The following is a 16,785-nucleotide window of genomic DNA, read 5'->3' on the forward strand; positions in this document are numbered from 1 at the left end:
GGAAGCAGTTTGCTGAGGTGCGGCGTTGGGCCGCCTAGCAAAAAATCATTTGATAAAAGCCCTTGACATTAACACGAAATAGGATGAAATATGATTCAGCATGTATGTTTCGCTTGTTCTGGCAGTACTGCTGTGCTACCATTACCAAAGTACAGAACTGTCAGGCATTAACTCGAGGTTCAACTTTGTTGCGAAACATTGCGAGCCAATCTTGCCCGAGAAAATCTGTCTACTGAAGTGATTGAAGACGATATTCGTACTGTTGACATTGCCTTGTTCATTATTGTACAGTATATGTGTACATATAAATATAAACGCGAGCTCGGAGGTCTGGTATGACTATCCAAACCACCTATACCCAAGCACGAGCGCAACTTGCCGCGCTGCTTGACCAGGTAACGCAAGACCGTGAGATTGTCATTATCCAACGTCGTGGAAGCGACGACGTTGCCCTTATCGCCGCAGATGAACTCGTAGGCTTACTCGAAACGGTACAGTTGCTGCGCTCGCCTGCCAATGCCGAACGCCTCCTCACTACCTTAAACCGCGTCCGCCAACGAGTTGGAACCGCACAATCACTTGAGCAACTTCGCCACGAGGTTCAACTCGATGCCGAAGGATAAACAACAAGCTCAGCCGGGGAACCAACGGGATCGGGATGCGGTCTTTCAGGCGGAGTTTCGCGAAGATATACGCTACTGGGTCGAAACGGATAGACGAACCGCCCTCAGAATTTTCACACTGATCGAGGCGGTACTTCGTGACCCTTTCGATGGAATCGGCAAACCAGAACCACTGAAATACTTAGGTGCAGGCGTTTGGTCGCGACGTATTACCCAGGAACATCGTCTTGTCTATGTCGTAAGTGATGACCGAATCGACTTTGTTCAAGCACGTTATCACTACTCATAGCCATATATCCCGAGCAACGAAGACAAAAAGTAGACGGCGTCGTATCACGAGAAGCGTGATACGCTTGTCAATATAAGGGTATCACTCGCTCAGAAAAACAGAAGAGGCACGCAGAACATGCCGCCTCGCTGCACCATGGCGTCAACGAAACCCACATCCAGTGTCGGCATTACGCCTCGGGCTGAGGATGAGGCACCGGCCCCCCCAGTGGGCGCAGATGAAACACCCCAAGCCCTGCGAGACAGCACGTCGCCATAACTGCGGCCATCGGCACGGCGGTGCCATTGTGCAACACCCCGACCAGCGTACCGGCGAGCGCCCCGATGCTAAACTGCAACATACCAAGCAACGCCGCCGCACTGCCCGCTACCCGTCCGTGGGGGGCCATTGCTTCGGCGGCGGCATTGGGGGCCACGAGACCATAGCCCGCAATGCAGACAAAGAGGAACGGCAACAAGCCCAAAAGGCCTCCAAAGCCCGTCGCGGCAACCGCAACAAGCATCACGCCCGAGGTGGCAATGACGGCCAGGGCGACACTGAGGATCGTGGTGCTGGTGAACGAGCGCAAGAGCCGACGATTGAACTGTGAAGCCGCAATCAGACCAGCGGCATTTGCCCCAAAGATCCAACCGTACAACTGGGGCGACACACCAAAGAGCTCAATGAAGACAAAGGGCGACCCGGAAATATAGGCAAACATGCCCGCCGAAATAAACCCACCGGTCAGGGCGTAACTGAGAAAATGCCGATCGCGCAGCAACAGACCATAGACGCGCAGCACAGCCGCAAAGCCATCCTGATTGCGTCGCTCACGGGGCAGTGACTCGTGGAGGGCAAAGAGCACCAGCGCCACACAGATCATGCCAAAGACGGTCAGCACCCAAAAGACCGCGCGCCAGCCAAAATGAACGATGAGTTGCCCACCAAGCACCGGCGCCGTAATGGGGGCAAGGCCCATCACCAACATCAAGAGCGAATACATCCGCGCTGAGTCCTGGGCATCGAAACGATCGCGCACAATCGAGCGCGCGATGACAACCCCGGCACACCCACCAAGCGCCTGCAGCAGACGCAACCAGACCAGGCTGCCGAGCGTCGGCGCCAGCGCACACCCCACCGAAGCAAGTGTATAAATGATCGCCCCAACGAGCAACGGCTTGCGGCGACCAAAACGATCCGAAAGCGGCCCATAGACAATCTGCCCAAAGGCCAACCCCAGAAAAAAGACCGTCAGCGTCAACTGAGCCGCTGCCGTATCGGTGCCAAACTCGGCCCCGATCGCAGGCAACCCTGGCAAATACATATCAATCGAAAGCGGTCCAAACGCCGACAAAATACCAAGCACCAGGGCAAGTCGCCCGACCGATGAGGGAGGGTAGGTTTTCATAGGTTCTATAGTACCACGGGAGGGCAGGGCTAGCGCCCTGCCTCCCGTGGTACTTCTGGCGTAAGATGCCAGCTTTGCTGGCATCTTACACCAGAAGCACCGGTTTTGCTAAGGGCTATGCCCTTAGCAAAAGCTTGACGCAACAAAAACAGAGCGGTACAATACGGCAAGATTATCGAAAGCAGTGACGAGGACGAGTACCTCGTAGCCTGGTTGCCAGGGAGGGTGCGTCAGAGACTGGAAGCGCACCTCAATCAGCACGAGTGAAAACCACCTCTGAGCGGCCTCCTCAACGCGCTACGCAAGTATGGAGGCACGGTTTGCGCCCGTTAACGCGCCGGAAGGATGCCTGGCTGCGCGTGCAGTCGTGCATCGAAGTTGGGTGGAACCACGAAGCAACCTTCGTCCCATAGTGGAACGAAGGTTTTTTGTCGTCTTTGCAGATGTGAGGTGTGTGATGCCAGTCGATCCAAATAATGATCCGTATTACCGTCTTCGCCATTCGCTGGCCCATGTGATGGCCCAGGCCGTGCTTGAGATCTTCCCTGAAGGCAAGGTCGCCATCGGTCCGCCCATTGAGAATGGTTTTTACTATGACTTCGACCTGCCTCGCGCCCTCAACCCCGATGATCTGAGCACCATCGAAGCCGGGATGCGCCAGATCGTCGCCCGTGATGTGCCCTTTCTCTTTCGGGAGGTCAGTGCTGATGAGGCCCGCCAACTCTTTCATGACCAACCCTACAAGCTCGAATTGATCGACGGGCTTGCCCAGGGCCTCGATGAGTATGGTGAAACGGCCAAAGGCGACACGGTCATCTCGACCTATCGCCAAGATACGTTTGAAGACCTCTGTCGTGGGCCGCATCTCGAGCGAACCGGCCAGATTGATCCGGCGGGCTTCAAGTTGATGAGCATCGCCGGGGCCTACTGGCGCGGCGATGAGAAGCGCCCCCAGTTGCAACGCATCTATGGCACCGCCTGGAATAATCCGGCTGAACTGGAACAGCATCTCTGGCGCATTGAGGAGGCCAAAAAACGTGACCATCGCCGCCTCGGTAAAGAGCTTGATCTCTATAGCATCTCTGATGAGGTCGGCGCGGGCCTGATCCTCTGGCACCCCAAGGGGGCCATGGTTCGCGTGATCGCCGAAGATTTCGCCCGCCAGGCCCACCTCAAGGCCGGCTACGAGTGGGTCTTCTCGCCCCACATCGGGCGTGCGCACCTCTGGGAGACCTCGGGCCACCTCGAGTTCTACAAAGAGAGCATGTACGCCCCGATGGATATTGACGGCGAGGACTACTATGCCAAGCCGATGAACTGTCCTTTCCATATCCAGATCTACCAAACCCACATGCGCTCGTACCGCGACCTGCCGCGGCGCTACGCCGAGTATGGCACGGTCTACCGCTACGAACTGAGCGGGGCGCTGCACGGCCTCACGCGCGTGCGCGGCTTCACCCAGGACGATGCGCATATCTTCTGTCGGCCCGACCAGGTCGAGGAGGAGATCGGGCGTGCGCTCGAGTTCTCGCTCTATGTGCTGCGCGCCTTCGGCCTAAGTGACTTCACGGCCTACCTCTCGACCCGCCCCGAGAAGTACGTTGGTGCGCCTGAAGACTGGGAACGGGCCACTGCCGCGCTCGAGCGCGCCGTTCAGACCCATAACCTACCCTACCAGGTTGATGAGGGCGGCGGTGCCTTCTACGGCCCGAAGATCGACCTCAAAGTCTACGATGCGCTGGGACGCGAGTGGCAGTTGAGCACCATCCAGTTCGACTTTAACCTGCCCGAACGCTTTGGGCTCGAGTACATCGGTGAGGACAACCAACCCCACCGGCCCTACATGGTACACCGCGCCCTGATGGGCAGCATGGAGCGCTTCTTCGGCGTCCTGATCGAACACTACGCCGGCGCCTTCCCGCTCTGGCTTGCACCAGTACAGGCCGTACTGATTCCGATCACCGACGCCCAGATCGCCTATGCGGAAAGCGTACAGAAGCGCCTCGTCGAGGCTGATCTACGGGTCGAGGTTGACACAAGTCGCGACCGGATGCAAGGCAAGATTCGGCGTGCCCAGTTGCAGAAGGTTCCATATATGCTTATAATCGGAAAGAAGGAAGAAGAAGCAGGCACAGTTGCCGTACGCCTGCGGTCGGGCGAAGACCTTGGGGCGATACCAATTGATGCGTGTCTCGCACGCATGCAAGAGGAGATCGCTAAGCGCATGTAAAAATTTTACATCCTGGGACAAAAGCCAGCGACGCTGGCTTTTGTCCCAGGATAGCACCCTAGTTAGCGGAATGAGGAGACTATGACCGTAGAGACCGATATGCTCACCGATGCGGCTCTGCGCTTTAGCGAAGCCATCCGCGCTGAACGCGCCAGCACCCTTGATGCCCTTGCCAACGAGCGGCAAGCCGCCCTCGCGATCATCCAGGCGCTGCGCAACGAAACAAAACGCCGCACACGGCAATCAACCGGTCGGTTTGCCTTTGGGCTCGTACTCGGCACAGCGATGGGCAGCGCAGCGATCTATGTGCTGCATCAACGCGCCAGCGAAGAGGTGCGGCTTGGAATTACGGCGCGCGCCGAGAGCACCGGTGTCTCGCTGCAGGAACGCGTGAAACAGGCGATCGAAGCTGGCAAGCGCGCCGCCGCCAAGCAAGAACAGACTCTCTGGGACGATTATCGTCGTCGTATGATCGAACAGGCCAAACCGAAACCACGCCAAGAAGATCCGCTCTTTTAACTATGCAAGCAGAAATTATTGCCATCGGCTCAGAGTTGCTGCTCGGGACGACGGTTGACACCAATAGCGCGTACCTTGCCCGCCAGCTCGCCCGCGCCGGGGTTGAACTGGTGCGCAAGAGTTCGGTTGGGGATCATACCGAAACCATTGCCGCAATGGTCAGCGAGGCGCTGCTACGGGCGGATCTCGTGATCTGTACGGGGGGCCTCGGGCCAACGCTCGACGACGTTACCCGCGAAGGGGTCGCCCTGGCAATGGAACGCCCGCTTGAGTTCCACCAGACCTTGCTCGACCAGATCGAGGCCCGGTTTACCGCGATGGGTCGCACGATGAGCCCGAGCAACCGACGCCAGGCTTTTGTCCCTACTGGGGCACGGATTATCGAGAATCCGCGAGGCACTGCTCCTTCGTTTCTTGTCGAGGACGATCAAGGCACGGTGATTGTGTTGCCTGGCGTGCCCTATGAAATGCGGTATCTCTTCGAAAACGCCGTCATGCCCTACCTGCGTGATGAACGCGGGATCACCGACGCGATCCTGGTCAAGACGGTTCACGCGACTGGGCTTGGTGAAAGTGTGATTGGCGAGATGATCGCCGATCTGATGGCACAGGCCAATCCCAGTGTCGGCATCTCGGCCAAACAGGCCCGTTACGAAATTCGGATCACGGCTCAGGCGTCCTCACAAGCGGAAGCCGAGGCCATGCTTGCCACGACCGAGGCGACCATTCGCGAACGCCTCAAACAACATGTTATTGGTGATGAGCCGTTACCGGCAACCGTTGCCCGCTTGCTCAAGGAACAGCAACTCACCCTGGCCCTCTACGAAACGAGCACGCTCGCCCCGATCTTCCGGGCACTCTCAGCGGTCAGCGGAGGCACCGAATGCATCAGTGGGGTCTTGATCCATCCGCTTGATCGTGCAGCCAACGAGGATGCGGCGGCCATTCTGTCGCAGACGGGGGCATTTAGCATTGTTGATCGCTGGCGCGCCGATCTTGGCCTCGCGTTTCAGGTGGCTGATACCAGCGACCAGAGCGGCCTGACCGCAGTGAGTGTCACCCTGGTCACACCCAAGGGAAATCGCCAGGTCACCCGTAACTATGACTTGCGTCAGACCGAAGGATGGGAATTTATTGCGACCCTGGGGCTTGATTTGATCCGACGCTACCTGGTTGGAGAAGCAGCGTGACCTTTTTTGGCCGCACCGAGCCAGGGCCGCTTTCCCTCCGTCACGCGCTGGCAACGGTACACCGCGATCAATTCTGGTGGTTGCACTGTGGTGGCTACGGACTTGCCGCCCTCGTGGGGCTGGGCCTACCCCTGGCCGCTGGTTTTGTGATGGAGAGCCTCGATAATAGTCGGCGAGGCTTCGCTAGCCCACTGCCGCCCCCCGGCAATGTCACGGTTCGATCATTGACCGGTCTCTTTGCCATGCTCATTGACTTTGCTTTTCTGATCCTACCGATCTTGATTGGAACGATGCTGTTGTTTGCCACCGGCATTGTCATGTTGCTCGCTGGCATCACCGACGAGACGATCATCCAGAGGGCCACTGCCTCGGTCGTGTTTGGCACAGGGATGGTTGTCGTGCTGCTCTTTTTGAGCAGTGTCGCCCCGGCCGGGCGGCTTCGCTTTGCGCGTGAGGGCCACATCGAAGATGCCCTGAGGAGCGCAACCCTCAACTGGACGCTGGAGCGTGCGAACCGCCGCACCTTTCTCCAGGCTCGTCTGCGCTCACTGGTGGCCTATCTCCCCGCGGCACTCTTGAGCACCCTCACCCTAATGCTTGCACGGATTGCCTTTCCAGGGCAAATCATCGTGCTTGGCCTTGGTCTCTGGCTGATCCTCAGCGCCATCATCTATGCACACCTCGTCGTCGTGCAACTCTATGTGAGCGCCGAACGTCTGATCAACGAGTTTGCTCAGTAGCCATGCGAGCGCCGCTCACGATCCGCTCCTTCAGTCTAAGCCCTCGACTACCGCACGTGCAGGCGGGCTTTGCCGACGGTAGTCGGGCCGTTGACGGCGACGGCGACCCTGGAGAGCTGACGTTGCATCAGCCCTGACGCCATATAGGGCGATTGCATCATACGAAACCGGAGACAAAAAGACGCGCTATCAGGGCACCCGCCAGGGGTGCCCCTACCGGCCGGGACGGGCACCCCTGGCGGGTGCCCTGGCGGGATGCATACACGGAAGATGCAATCGCCCTGGTACGCCATATGACCTCACTGTACAAGGTGCGACAAGATGGGTTACAATGCAGGCTCTAAGAAGGAGGACTCTGATGGACATCGGCAAAGCCTTTTCGTTTGTCTTCGATGATGAACAGTGGCTTACAAGCATCCTGATCGCTGGATTGTTGGCCTTGATTCCACTGATTGGACAGATCCTGATCATCGGCTACGTGCTTGAGACGGCACGCCGTCTGGCGGCAGGCAATCCACGCCCACTGCCCCAATGGGACAACTTTGGCGAGAAATTCAACCTCGGTCTCGTTGGCTTTGGCATTGCGATTGTCTATGCTGTGCCAATTATTGTGGTCAGTCTCTTGTTTGCGTGTGTCCCACTCTTTGCTGCCAGTGCTGGTGATGCTGGCGGTATCATTGTGCTGCTCACCCTGTGCCTTGTGCCTCTGATCATTCTGGTTGCCCTGGTCATCCAGCCGCTTATGCTGGCAGGCATCGTCCGTTACCTACAGACGAACAGTTTCAGTGAAGCGATCAACTTCAGTGCAGTCATTGCCATGGTACGGGGCGATCTAGGGGGATGGGTTGTGCTGTGGCTGCTCCAGATTTTGTGCAGCTTTGTGGCCGGTGTCGGCGGCATCATCTTCATCGGCATTCTTTTCACCCTACCCTACAGCCAGGCTGTCTTTGGTCACCTGCTGGGGCAGAAGCTGATCGCCTTGCGGTCGCAGAACGGCTACAACACCGATTTTGCGCCCCCTGCCTCACCGCTGGTGTAGGAGAATCGGCATGGCTTCAACGCGACTCTTCGAGCCACGTGAATTGCTCTATCCATCAAACATGCTGACCATCGCTCGGCTGCTGCTCATTCCACCAACCTTTCGCTACCTGCGGCAGCCCGAGCGACGGCGCCAAGCCCTTGCCTGTCTGGGCGTCGCGATGCTCACCGACGCCATTGATGGCCCATTGGCACGCGCCCGTGGCGAGGTTTCGCCTCTCGGAGAACTGCTCGATCCGGTAGCTGACAAGATCTTGATCAACGGAACCGCGATCATCCTCTCAAAGACCCGCGACTTTCCCTGGTGGATTACGTGGTTGTTGCTTTTTCGCGACCTTGGCATTATCGTTGCTGCCCTGGTCGTCATCAAACGGCACAGCCAGATCACCGTTGCCGCCAGCACTGGCAAACTGACCACAGCGCTCTTGACTGCGGCGGCCCTGCTGTACGTTGCCGACGGGCCACGCAGTGGCAAGCCAGCACTCTATGTGGCAATGGTGCCGTTTCTGCTCTCGTTTGTTCAGTATGGCAAACGGTTTCTGGCCGTCATGCGCAAGCAGGCCGACTGAGTTGAACGGTTAAGCCTCGTCTTCGGGTGGGTCGGCAGGGGGTTCGAGCGGCCCCTGCCGGATCTCCTGAGGCGTCTCGATCCAGCCACGGCGCAACGCAAAGAGTACCGCCTGGGTGCGGTCATTCAGCGACAGTTTGCGCAAAATCGACGAGATATGGTTTTTGACCGTCTGCGTACTAATATGCAACGAGTCAGCGATCTCTTTGTTACTCCCGCCAGCCGCGATACGTTCAAGCACCTCGATTTCACGGTCGCTGAGGGGCGTAAAGATCGGCACATCAACCGCTTCGGGGTCAGTGGGCAGCGCTTCGGGCAAACTACGAAACTGCGTCAAGACCCGACTAGCGACCCGCGGTTCTTCCAGCAGCACATCATTGATCACATACTCGCCACGAGCGACGCGACGCAAGATCTCGATCAGCGCCTGTGGCTTGACATCCTTCGAGCGATACGCGGCGGCCCCTGATTGCAACGCGTGAAACGCCTGCTCATCGCTCTCGTGCATGCTCAACATCACCACCCCGAGCCCAGGGTACTGACGGCGCACTTGCCGCGTCAACGCAAGGCCATTCATCCCTGGCAAATTCATATCAACCAGCATCACATTCGGTTCATCGTGTGAGCCAGCCTGGGCAAGCCACTCAAGCGCGGCTTCACCACTCGCAACATCACCGACGATTACGAGATCATCCTCACCACTCAAGGCCCAGCGAACCCCCTGGCGAAAGAGCGGATGATCATCAACAACGAGCAATTTTATGGCAATGTGGGAGGCCATGGCAAAGGTCCCTTCTGTTGGTGTGCCAGCCATGCATAATAAGTTGCCGTCGCGTCAGCTAGCCCAGTGACACCTGCACCACGCAACAAACGCACCACCGCAGCGAGCGGAAAGCCCACCACCGCAGTGTAACTTCCATAGACCGCTTCGATCAACTGACCACCCATGCCCTGCAAACCATAGGCACCCGCCTTATCACGCGGCTCACCAGTGGCAACATACGCCGTGATCTGGGCTTCGGTCAACGGAGCAAAGACGACCTCGGACATTTCGATATCCAGCCAGAAAGGACGCCGAGCGGCTGTCGACAGAACTGCATGAGAAGCCTCGTGGTGCAACGGCAACCAGATTGGCTCTGGCAGGGCCGCATAAGGTGTGGCCTGATCGGGGTCAGGCGTTATCGCTGACGCCAAAGCCCCCGCGACACACAACCCGGTATAGACACGATGGGTACGTCCTGACAGACGCCGCAGCATGAGATGAGCTTCAGCATCATCGCGAGGCTTATTCAACACCTCGCCATCAATCACCACCACCGTATCAGCGCCCAGAACGACAGCATCCAGGGCGTGTGCAGCCACAGCGTAGGTTTTACGCCAGGCAAGCAACGTCGGATGGTAACGCAGCGGCATTTCGGCGGTTGGCAACGCCCCCAGCACCTCGGGCGGCACGTCGGTCTCGGCCTCTTCAGCATCAGTGGTCATCACGGTAAAGGTCGCCCCAAGCGCGGCAAGCAATTCGTGGCGACGCGGTGAAGCTGAGCCCAGCACAAGACGGGGCTGACCCGCCTGTTGAGGGGCAAGCGTCTGCCCATTATTTCCAGTTGGAGAGGCTCTTGTCACAATGTATAGTTGCCTGAACTGATCGATCCAATTGCGTACAGTGCGATCATAACACTTACGTGCGTAGATCGCAAGACGCTGGTTCCTTACTCCACCACCAACCGGTAGACGCCTCCACCGGTACGGTCAACCAGATAGAGTTCGCCTGCTTCGTCTTCGCCAAATGAGGTGATGCGCAGATCAACCCGTCCAATGAGAGCGGTTTGCCAGCCTACGCCATCGCCATAGGTTCCCCAGAGGTTGCCCGTGCAAAAGTCGGTGAAGACATAGACGCCATTGAGTTGAGGAAAGGCCTGACCGCGATAGACATAGCCACCTGTGATCGAACATCCGCCTTCGGCACTGCCGTGGGGATAGACAAAGACCGGTAATTCCAGGCCTGTCTGATCACACGAACTGGCCTCGAAGCAGCGATCGCCCTCCATGATCTTCCAGCCATAGTTTTCCCCACCCAGGCTACTGGCAGGCTGCACATGGACTTCTTCAAATGCATTTTGGCCAACATCGGCAATATAGAGGTCGCCCGTTGCGCGGTCAAACGAGAAGCGCCAAGGATTGCGCAAGCCATAGGCCCAGATCTCCGAACGGGCCGGATCAGCATTAACAAACGGGTTGTTTGCAGGAACGGCATATGGTTCGTTGCTATCAACATCAATGCGCAGCAACTTGCCAAGCAGGTTGCTCAGGGTCTGCGCATTATTCCAGGGGTCACCTCCAGCACCACCATCACCGGTGCCAATGTACAGATAGCCATCTGGCCCAAATTTGAGCAGACCGCCATTGTGGTTCGCGGCGGGTTGGTCAATCGTCATGAGGATCGTCGCACTCGCAGGATCAGCGCGATTGGGATCAGCGCTGAGCGTGTACCGTGCGACAACCGTTGTGCCGTTGAGGTCGGTATAGTTGACAAAGAGCAAGCCATTCGTGCGAAACTGCGGGTGAAAGGCAATACTCAAGAGACCCTGCTCATTGCCTTGCGAGCCAACTAGTTCAGTCAGATCGAGCAACGGTTCTTCGAGGCGCACACCATCCTGCACGATCCAGATCACTCCCGCTTGCTCCACCACAAAGAGGCGGCCACTGCCATCACCGGCATTGGTAATGTGGGTCGGATTGCGAAACCCGTTGGCAACGGGCTCGACAGCAAGTTGCAGCGTGCTGAGATCGGGAGGCGAGGCAATGACCGTAGGGAGATTGATCGTCGTCGCGGTGGCCGCAGGCTCGACAACAGGCGCACTAGGGATGGTCGGCGAGGCCGAACTCGTGACCGGGGTGGGGGTAAAAACTGGCGCAACAGGTGCGGTTGGCAGGGGCGTTGTCGCCGCTTCACGGACACCACAACCAACCAGGAGCAACAGAAGAGCAAAAAGCGCAACGATGCGAAAGCGCATACGTGAACGATCCTTTCCAGGGTTTCAGAACGTGGGTTGTTATCAGCGTACCACAGAATACCTGGCGCTGCCGCGTGATAAGGGAAACCCCTGGCTGACTAGGTCAACCAGGGGTTTCCTCCTGTGCAAAATGCCCGCATACTGTGTAACACAGCGGCTTTGCCGCTGTGTTGCACAGATATGATCACTTATTCATCGGGGTTGCCGTACTCGTTCCAGTTGTAGGGATCGGGATCAATGAAGTCGAGGTCAACCCGCGTACGTGGATCATTGTCAAGGCCGATTTCTGGGCTGACATATGGATTGAAGACCGTACCGAAATTCTGCTCGAGGTTAAAGCCAGCAATGATCAACTGGCGGCTCTCGGCACCCTGGGCGGTCAGTTGATAGAAACCGACGGGCAGACGTTCGTCAAGCGCCAATTCGACCAAGAACTGCCCGGCAATCGGATCTGCAAAGGTCGAAGGGAAGCCACGCACGGCTCCATCAGGGAAGGTGAGCCAGAGATCGACCCGCTCACCGGGGAAGAAGAGGTCACCATTGGCATAGAAGACACTACGCTGGGGGCCACTCATATCGGCAGGCACCACCACATAGAGTTGGGCCGGGCCGCGTTCCACAACAGGTGGCGCACGCAGCTCGAAGCTCGCAAAGACACGGAACTGACTCTGCTGCCCAAGGGCTGTGAAGGTATAGCGCCCGGTAGGATTCTTACCTTCAAACTGGAATGAGGTCGAAAGCGCACCCGCAGGCGTTGCCTGGACAACCTGCTGGCCTGGAGGGAAGTCAATGACGGTGCCATCGGGGGCGGTGATCCAGAGCGAGACAAACTCGCCGCCAATAAAACCGCGGCCATCAACTTCAACGATCTCCCCCTGGAAGGCCGCAGCAATATCCTGCCCGTTGCGGGTCACACGCAGGTTGGCATTGCCCGCTGGGCCTGGCTGCCCACCAGGCGCAACCACAAAGAAGGCTGTCGCGTTGTTGATCCCACCGCTGCTCAAGCCACGTCCGCTGACGGTGTAACAGCCGTACGGCCAGGTGCCAGGTACGGGGATCGTCAGTGAGAACTGGCCTGCCCCGTTCGAGACAAAACGGCTGGCGGGTGGGAAATTGTTGGGCAGATCGATCACACCATCGAGTTGCTGGCTGGCGGGAATCGTAAAGACCCGCCCATCAGGAAACGTTATGTCAACTGTAACCGGCTCAGGACCGAAAGGTGGGGCGAGTACGCGGAAATAGTCAAAACGAGTGAGAAACGTCTGGCCCTGGAAGACCGCCGGGGCCGAACCACCGGTGCGAGCACAGAAGGCTGAACCCTGTGGTGTGAACACGGCAATCTGAGCTGCTGAAGCAAAGGCTCGGTAGCTCGAGATCACCAGGATCAGACCAATGGTCAGCGTCATGCCGATCATGAACATACGCCGGACGTGTGCGGTGAGCATAGCTGTTCCTCCTGACAATGAGAATGTTCCTACCCCGTCTGGCAGAAACCTGAGAAAAATCTGATCGTCAGGTGATACAATACTCCTAAAATTCACGCACGAACAAGCAGCGTAGATTACACGAATGTGACAGCGTTTGTTTCGCCGAGGAGCAGGGCACGGACTTTTTTGTACTCCTCAAGGCGCGCATAGTCCTTCTCTGTCGGCGCGGCGATGCGACTAAGATCCATATTCTCGGCATTATCGGCCAACTTCACCGCCCGTGCGACGGGATCGGCGGCTGCGCGGACCGCCGCTTCCAGGCGAGATTCACCGGGTCTCTTGGTGAGGGCCGTGACTGCCACGATAACTTCATCAGGGAACCCCTCAGACCGAAGCTGCTCCAAGGTGACCTGGGTATCCTCGACGACATCGTGCAACACAGCGGCCATGCGTTCATGGGCGGTGGACATGCGCAACATGACCCGTAGTGGGTGGAGGATGTACGGCTGCCCTGCCTTATCAACCTGACCCGCATGGGCGGCTGCGGCGATTTCAATTGCGCGTTCTAGGGTTGCCATATTTTGATCTTACCTCGGTAGTCGGGAAACGCCAGCAGATTGTTAGGCACCATTGCGCGAGTACCGCAGCGTAAGGCGCAGCATGTCAAAGAGCTGTATTCCGTCCTCGAAGATCGGCTCAGGATAATGCTTGACGAAGAAATCAAAGTAATCAAAATCCCCGGCCGCGTTGGGCGAGAAAGCAATCTGATAGCGCATGACCTATCGTGTCCTACATGCGTTAGTCTTCCGGTAGTGTACTCCACCAACCGCGCTTCCACAAGCATTGAACGAGGCGTACTGGGATAAGAGCGATGTATTTCCTGTTGAGGTATCACGATGTATCAAGGGGCAGCCTAACGGCAAGCTTCACCACCGGCTCGCGATGGTGATTTGTATTCTTTTACGACAAAATATCATAGACCGTGTAGCGAAGCCCACGAATAATCGGTTTACTACTTCGGACTGCCGGATTGCCCGATATCTCCTGGCGTGATAATTGTTGTCGTAGACATTCTATGCTATACTTTTGTAGACGTATATATAGACGACACCTCAGGGGATGTGAATGGCTACGACAACTATTCGCGTTTCTACGGAAACTCGCGACCTTCTCAATGATCTGGCTCGTAGGACGGGAACCTCAATGCAGCAGGTTCTTGAAGACGCCCTTAAGGAATTCCGTCGACGACAATTCCTGGAAGCCTTAAATGCCGCCTACCTTGCTGCACAAACTGACCCCGCTGTGCAGCACGTGGAGGCAGCGGAACGTGCCGAGTGGGATGTGACACTCCTTGATGGTTTAGATGAGCTGGAGGAGTGGGATGAGTCGTGAACCATCTCGTGGGGAAATCTGGTTGGCTGACCTTCATCCTATTCGTGGACACGAGCAAGCAGGAACACGACCTGTTCTGATTGTTTCCACCGACATCTTTAATCACGGACCTGCCGGATTAGTGTTTGTGCTTCCACTCACACGAACTGATCGACGTATTCCCGCCCATATTCCGCTTGAGCCACCAGAAGGAGGAGTCAGGAGTCGAAGCCTGATTTTATGTGATGCCCTTCGATCGGTGTCAAAAGATCGCTTAAAAGGCAATCCTTGGGGAAGTGTTTCGCAAGCAACACTGCAACGTGTTGAAGAGACATTACGCATGCTTCTTGATTTGTAGTTAGGGTGTGTGTTGCCGTCCAACGTTCGCGCTAACCGAACCGTGGAGGCGGGTACCGTAAGCCTGGTACGAGATGATGCACCATGTGCCTCGAACCAGGCTTACGGTGCCTGCCGTAGTGGATCCGGTTGAGCAAGGGGTTAGGCATCACCCTATCGAGGGGCCCGATGCTTGTTGCCTCATGGCGGTGACCTCAATCTCGATGAGCATTCGAGGGTCGAGCAGGTTGGCCGAGATCATCGTTGCGGATGGACGGATCTGTCCAAAGTACGCCCTGAGTACCGGCCAGCATTTCTCAAAATCGCTACCGTTTGGCAGTATGTAGTGGACTCGGACGACGTCGGAGAGCGTTGCTCCTGCTTGGGCCAGTGCGGTCTTGATATTTTCAAAGCACTGAGTGGCCTGTTCCTCGATCAGGGGCGAGATCGTCATCGTCGCGTAGTCGAAGCCAGTGGTGCCCGACACAAAAATCCAATCGCCTTGAACTACAGCGCGCGAGTAGGCGATTTGCTCTTCGAATGGAGACCCGGAGCTGATGAGTTTGCGATTCATAAGTTTTCGTGCAATGCATGAAGTGTTCGGCTTGTGATGCCTAACATAAAGTAGACGGCGCTTTTGCCACCTCCACTCGGATGATACGTGCTACGCGGCGATCATGCAACCTATGACCGCCGTACCCGTGCTCCATGGCGATGATACGCCCGAAATCGGTCTTGGCTCCACCCTACGGCACATACGCCAGGGCGGTGGCATCTTCCGTTGGGGCGGGCCGGTCTGCGCACCGATCGCGCCCATCCGCCCCGACCGTCGGCGTCAATGCCGCGGCTACGCCGGGCAACGCCGACTGACTCAGGCCACGCCGTTGGCCTGAGCTCCCCAGGAGCCGCGCCGTTGACGGCCACCGCAAGCAGATGCCATCGCCCTGGCGCATCAGCCGAGCCGCCCCAAGAGATCGGCACAACATGCGAGCCGCTTCCCGCGTTCAAAATCGGCCCGATCGCGCTCGACGCGCAGCGGCGTCGGCTGGAAGCGCTTGTTGGGCCGCATCCCATTGGTAGGCGTTTACTCGTAATCCCGGCGGCTTTCCTGAATGCTTTCGCGTATCTCTTGTCGTGTGCGTGGATAGCTCAAGATGTTCATCAAACAGAAGTTTCATGCTGTCACAACAGCGAGCGATTGCTCACGGTCTGCCGCATATGCTAAACATGCCCGAATATCTTCCTCTGTCAACTCAGGAAAGTCTTCGATAATTTCTGTAACGGCGTGTTCGGCGGCAATGCTTCGGCACGTATGATTAAGACTCCTACTTTTCGCTTCGCGTGAACCAATCGCAAATCCAGCAAGTAACTCGCCGAGCACCGTACTGCTGAGAGCAAGGCGGGCCGTGCGCTGGACAATTTCCACTGCGTCAGGATGCCCTTGGTGGTACTTTATGGTACACGTCCGCCATGTTCAGTGTGCAGTCAATTGAAGAGAGATGGATAACGTTATCAGTATCAATTATTTCTGAAAAAAGCCATTGGTGTTCAGAGTGACGAATAAAATGCTCGATATGCTGCCCGTCTTGCGATACAAGGAGATACTCTTGAAGTGAAGGGATCGTACGGTAGTACTGTGATTTCTTTCCGCGATCATAATTCTCTTTTGTCTCGCTACGACGCTCAAAGTCAAGATATTCTTCTACAGTCCAAGTTCGCTTTGGTTGAGCAGTCATTTCTTTCTCCCGCTTTCGCGGTACGCTTGTTCGTGTACTCCATCGCGGTAGCCTTCGTTTTTGCCCTTGGCGCTGGCTGAATATCGCTTTGAATCCGACGATATTTCCTGGCTAACTGAGGATGCGGTGAACCAAGCCTCCTACCACTCTCCCGCATATACCACCTGGTATGACTCCACGCTCCCCACCAAGTAGCCCCAGTGCAGTTCGACCAATTGCCGCATGTGCAGCAGATCGTGCGCCACCCAAGCGGCCAGGAGATCGCCTGCCTTGATCCGCCCAAACGGCGCTTCATACACCGCTTCCCAGTTCGGCGA

At 57.0% G+C, this 16,785-nt stretch carries 21 protein-coding genes and 1 other annotated feature; of the genes, 11 read left to right on the forward strand and 10 right to left on the reverse strand.

Annotated elements, in window-relative coordinates; genetic code table 11:
* Positions 1-335 precede the first annotated feature (335 nt).
* Complete coding sequence (locus EKD05_RS09205; protein ID WP_129672132.1) at positions 336-623, forward strand: type II toxin-antitoxin system Phd/YefM family antitoxin; 288 nt, start codon at positions 336-338, stop codon at positions 621-623.
* Positions 610-912, forward strand: coding sequence for a Txe/YoeB family addiction module toxin (locus EKD05_RS09210; RefSeq protein ID WP_129672133.1), 303 nt, complete (start codon positions 610-612; stop codon positions 910-912). The genes EKD05_RS09205 and EKD05_RS09210 overlap by 14 nt, the downstream gene beginning before the upstream one ends.
* 169 nt (positions 913-1,081) lie before the next feature.
* Here EKD05_RS09210 and EKD05_RS09215 read toward each other — a convergent pair whose 3' ends face one another.
* A complete protein-coding gene (locus tag EKD05_RS09215) occupies positions 1,082-2,299 on the reverse strand; it encodes a Bcr/CflA family multidrug efflux MFS transporter (RefSeq protein WP_129672134.1) in 1,218 nt (405 codons plus the stop codon).
* Between the two features lie 175 nt (positions 2,300-2,474).
* Positions 2,475-2,712 (forward strand) — a binding site (T-box leader).
* Positions 2,713-2,756: 44 nt separating this feature from the next.
* Here EKD05_RS09215 and thrS point away from each other — a divergent pair.
* The 6 genes from thrS (at position 2,757) to EKD05_RS09245 (ending at position 8,585) form a co-directional block, all read left to right on the forward strand.
* Positions 2,757-4,529 (forward strand): threonine--tRNA ligase, encoded by a 1,773-nt coding sequence (gene thrS, locus EKD05_RS09220; protein WP_129672135.1) that lies wholly within the window; start codon positions 2,757-2,759, stop codon positions 4,527-4,529.
* 81 nt (positions 4,530-4,610) lie between these two features.
* A complete protein-coding gene (locus EKD05_RS09225) occupies positions 4,611-5,048 on the forward strand; it encodes a hypothetical protein (RefSeq protein ID WP_129672136.1) in 438 nt (145 codons plus the stop codon).
* 2 nt (positions 5,049-5,050) lie between these two features.
* Positions 5,051-6,238 (forward strand): CinA family nicotinamide mononucleotide deamidase-related protein, encoded by a 1,188-nt coding sequence (locus tag EKD05_RS09230; protein WP_129672137.1) that lies wholly within the window; start codon positions 5,051-5,053, stop codon positions 6,236-6,238.
* Positions 6,235-6,978, forward strand: a complete 744-nt coding sequence (locus tag EKD05_RS09235; RefSeq protein WP_129672138.1) for a DUF4013 domain-containing protein — start codon at positions 6,235-6,237, stop codon at positions 6,976-6,978. The genes EKD05_RS09230 and EKD05_RS09235 overlap by 4 nt, the downstream gene beginning before the upstream one ends.
* A 358-nt stretch (positions 6,979-7,336) precedes the next feature.
* The gene (locus tag EKD05_RS09240; protein WP_165360658.1) at positions 7,337-8,017 is read left to right on the forward strand and encodes a DUF4013 domain-containing protein; all 681 of its coding nucleotides are present in this window, start codon (positions 7,337-7,339) and stop codon (positions 8,015-8,017) included.
* A 10-nt stretch (positions 8,018-8,027) separates the two neighbouring features.
* On the forward strand, positions 8,028-8,585 hold the full coding sequence (locus EKD05_RS09245; RefSeq protein ID WP_129672140.1) for a CDP-alcohol phosphatidyltransferase family protein: 558 nt from the start codon (positions 8,028-8,030) through the stop codon (positions 8,583-8,585).
* A gap of 9 nt (positions 8,586-8,594) precedes the next feature.
* Here EKD05_RS09245 and EKD05_RS09250 read toward each other — a convergent pair whose 3' ends face one another.
* The 6 genes from EKD05_RS09250 to EKD05_RS09275 all read right to left on the reverse strand — a co-directional run bounded on the left by EKD05_RS09250 (position 8,595) and on the right by EKD05_RS09275 (position 13,801).
* A complete protein-coding gene (locus tag EKD05_RS09250; RefSeq protein WP_129672141.1) occupies positions 8,595-9,365 on the reverse strand; it encodes a response regulator transcription factor in 771 nt (256 codons plus the stop codon).
* Positions 9,344-10,207: a nucleoside triphosphate pyrophosphatase gene (locus EKD05_RS09255; RefSeq protein WP_240695705.1), complete on the reverse strand. Its 864-nt coding sequence runs from the start codon at positions 10,205-10,207 to the stop codon at positions 9,344-9,346. The genes EKD05_RS09250 and EKD05_RS09255 overlap by 22 nt, the downstream gene beginning before the upstream one ends.
* A gap of 86 nt (positions 10,208-10,293) precedes the next feature.
* Positions 10,294-11,598: a sorbosone dehydrogenase family protein gene (locus tag EKD05_RS09260; RefSeq protein ID WP_129672142.1), complete on the reverse strand. Its 1,305-nt coding sequence runs from the start codon at positions 11,596-11,598 to the stop codon at positions 10,294-10,296.
* Positions 11,599-11,786: 188 nt separating this feature from the next.
* On the reverse strand, positions 11,787-13,043 hold the full coding sequence (locus EKD05_RS09265) for a hypothetical protein (protein ID WP_129672143.1): 1,257 nt from the start codon (positions 13,041-13,043) through the stop codon (positions 11,787-11,789).
* 116 nt (positions 13,044-13,159) lie between these two features.
* Positions 13,160-13,603 (reverse strand): HD domain-containing protein, encoded by a 444-nt coding sequence (locus EKD05_RS09270; protein ID WP_129672144.1) that lies wholly within the window; start codon positions 13,601-13,603, stop codon positions 13,160-13,162.
* A 42-nt stretch (positions 13,604-13,645) separates the two neighbouring features.
* On the reverse strand, positions 13,646-13,801 hold the full coding sequence (locus EKD05_RS09275) for a hypothetical protein (RefSeq protein WP_205703904.1): 156 nt from the start codon (positions 13,799-13,801) through the stop codon (positions 13,646-13,648).
* Positions 13,802-14,150: 349 nt separating this feature from the next.
* Here EKD05_RS09275 and EKD05_RS09285 point away from each other — a divergent pair, with 349 nt between their 5' ends.
* Both EKD05_RS09285 and EKD05_RS09290 read left to right on the forward strand, forming a co-directional pair.
* Positions 14,151-14,417 carry a ribbon-helix-helix protein, CopG family gene (locus tag EKD05_RS09285; RefSeq protein ID WP_129672145.1) on the forward strand — a complete coding sequence of 89 codons (267 nt, stop codon included), beginning with the start codon at positions 14,151-14,153 and terminating at the stop codon, positions 14,415-14,417.
* Entirely contained in the window at positions 14,407-14,754 is a 348-nt protein-coding gene (locus EKD05_RS09290) for a type II toxin-antitoxin system PemK/MazF family toxin (protein WP_129672146.1), read from the forward strand. The genes EKD05_RS09285 and EKD05_RS09290 overlap by 11 nt, the downstream gene beginning before the upstream one ends.
* Positions 14,755-14,901: 147 nt before the next feature.
* Here EKD05_RS09290 and EKD05_RS09295 read toward each other — a convergent pair whose 3' ends face one another.
* Entirely contained in the window at positions 14,902-15,306 is a 405-nt protein-coding gene (locus tag EKD05_RS09295; protein ID WP_129672147.1) for a RidA family protein, read from the reverse strand.
* Between the two features lie 112 nt (positions 15,307-15,418).
* Between EKD05_RS09295 and EKD05_RS09300 the strand changes: the two genes are divergently transcribed.
* Positions 15,419-15,625 (forward strand): hypothetical protein, encoded by a 207-nt coding sequence (locus EKD05_RS09300; RefSeq protein ID WP_129672148.1) that lies wholly within the window; start codon positions 15,419-15,421, stop codon positions 15,623-15,625.
* Between the two features lie 281 nt (positions 15,626-15,906).
* Here the strand turns inward: EKD05_RS09300 and EKD05_RS09305 are convergent, their stop codons facing one another.
* Positions 15,907-16,158 carry a DUF433 domain-containing protein gene (locus tag EKD05_RS09305; RefSeq protein ID WP_240695706.1) on the reverse strand — a complete coding sequence of 84 codons (252 nt, stop codon included), beginning with the start codon at positions 16,156-16,158 and terminating at the stop codon, positions 15,907-15,909.
* A gap of 4 nt (positions 16,159-16,162) precedes the next feature.
* Complete coding sequence (locus EKD05_RS09310; RefSeq protein ID WP_129672149.1) at positions 16,163-16,468, reverse strand: Uma2 family endonuclease; 306 nt, start codon at positions 16,466-16,468, stop codon at positions 16,163-16,165.
* Between the last annotated feature and the right edge of the window lie 317 nt (positions 16,469-16,785).

Origin of the sequence: Candidatus Chloroploca sp. Khr17 (assembly GCF_004138165.1) — a bacterium.
Lineage (GTDB): Bacteria > Chloroflexota > Chloroflexia > Chloroflexales > Chloroflexaceae > Chloroploca.

Excerpts from the sequence above, each read along its gene's own strand:
- EKD05_RS09205 (WP_129672132.1), top strand. The coding sequence starts at position 336 with ATGACTATCCAAACCACCTATACCCAAGCACGAGCGCAACTTGCCGCG.
- EKD05_RS09210 (WP_129672133.1), top strand. The coding sequence starts at position 610 with ATGCCGAAGGATAAACAACAAGCTCAGCCGGGGAACCAACGGGATCGG.
- EKD05_RS09215 (WP_129672134.1), bottom strand. The coding sequence starts at position 2,299 with ATGAAAACCTACCCTCCCTCATCGGTCGGGCGACTTGCCCTGGTGCTT.
- thrS (WP_129672135.1), top strand. The coding sequence starts at position 2,757 with ATGCCAGTCGATCCAAATAATGATCCGTATTACCGTCTTCGCCATTCG.
- EKD05_RS09225 (WP_129672136.1), top strand. The coding sequence starts at position 4,611 with ATGACCGTAGAGACCGATATGCTCACCGATGCGGCTCTGCGCTTTAGC.
- EKD05_RS09230 (WP_129672137.1), top strand. The coding sequence starts at position 5,051 with ATGCAAGCAGAAATTATTGCCATCGGCTCAGAGTTGCTGCTCGGGACG.
- EKD05_RS09240 (WP_165360658.1), top strand. The coding sequence starts at position 7,337 with ATGGACATCGGCAAAGCCTTTTCGTTTGTCTTCGATGATGAACAGTGG.
- EKD05_RS09245 (WP_129672140.1), top strand. The coding sequence starts at position 8,028 with ATGGCTTCAACGCGACTCTTCGAGCCACGTGAATTGCTCTATCCATCA.
- EKD05_RS09250 (WP_129672141.1), bottom strand. The coding sequence starts at position 9,365 with ATGGCCTCCCACATTGCCATAAAATTGCTCGTTGTTGATGATCATCCG.
- EKD05_RS09260 (WP_129672142.1), bottom strand. The coding sequence starts at position 11,598 with ATGCGCTTTCGCATCGTTGCGCTTTTTGCTCTTCTGTTGCTCCTGGTT.
- EKD05_RS09265 (WP_129672143.1), bottom strand. The coding sequence starts at position 13,043 with ATGCTCACCGCACACGTCCGGCGTATGTTCATGATCGGCATGACGCTG.
- EKD05_RS09270 (WP_129672144.1), bottom strand. The coding sequence starts at position 13,603 with ATGGCAACCCTAGAACGCGCAATTGAAATCGCCGCAGCCGCCCATGCG.
- EKD05_RS09275 (WP_205703904.1), bottom strand. The coding sequence starts at position 13,801 with ATGCGCTATCAGATTGCTTTCTCGCCCAACGCGGCCGGGGATTTTGAT.
- EKD05_RS09285 (WP_129672145.1), top strand. The coding sequence starts at position 14,151 with ATGGCTACGACAACTATTCGCGTTTCTACGGAAACTCGCGACCTTCTC.
- EKD05_RS09290 (WP_129672146.1), top strand. The coding sequence starts at position 14,407 with ATGAGTCGTGAACCATCTCGTGGGGAAATCTGGTTGGCTGACCTTCAT.
- EKD05_RS09295 (WP_129672147.1), bottom strand. The coding sequence starts at position 15,306 with ATGAATCGCAAACTCATCAGCTCCGGGTCTCCATTCGAAGAGCAAATC.
- EKD05_RS09300 (WP_129672148.1), top strand. The coding sequence starts at position 15,419 with ATGACCGCCGTACCCGTGCTCCATGGCGATGATACGCCCGAAATCGGT.
- EKD05_RS09310 (WP_129672149.1), bottom strand. The coding sequence starts at position 16,468 with ATGACTGCTCAACCAAAGCGAACTTGGACTGTAGAAGAATATCTTGAC.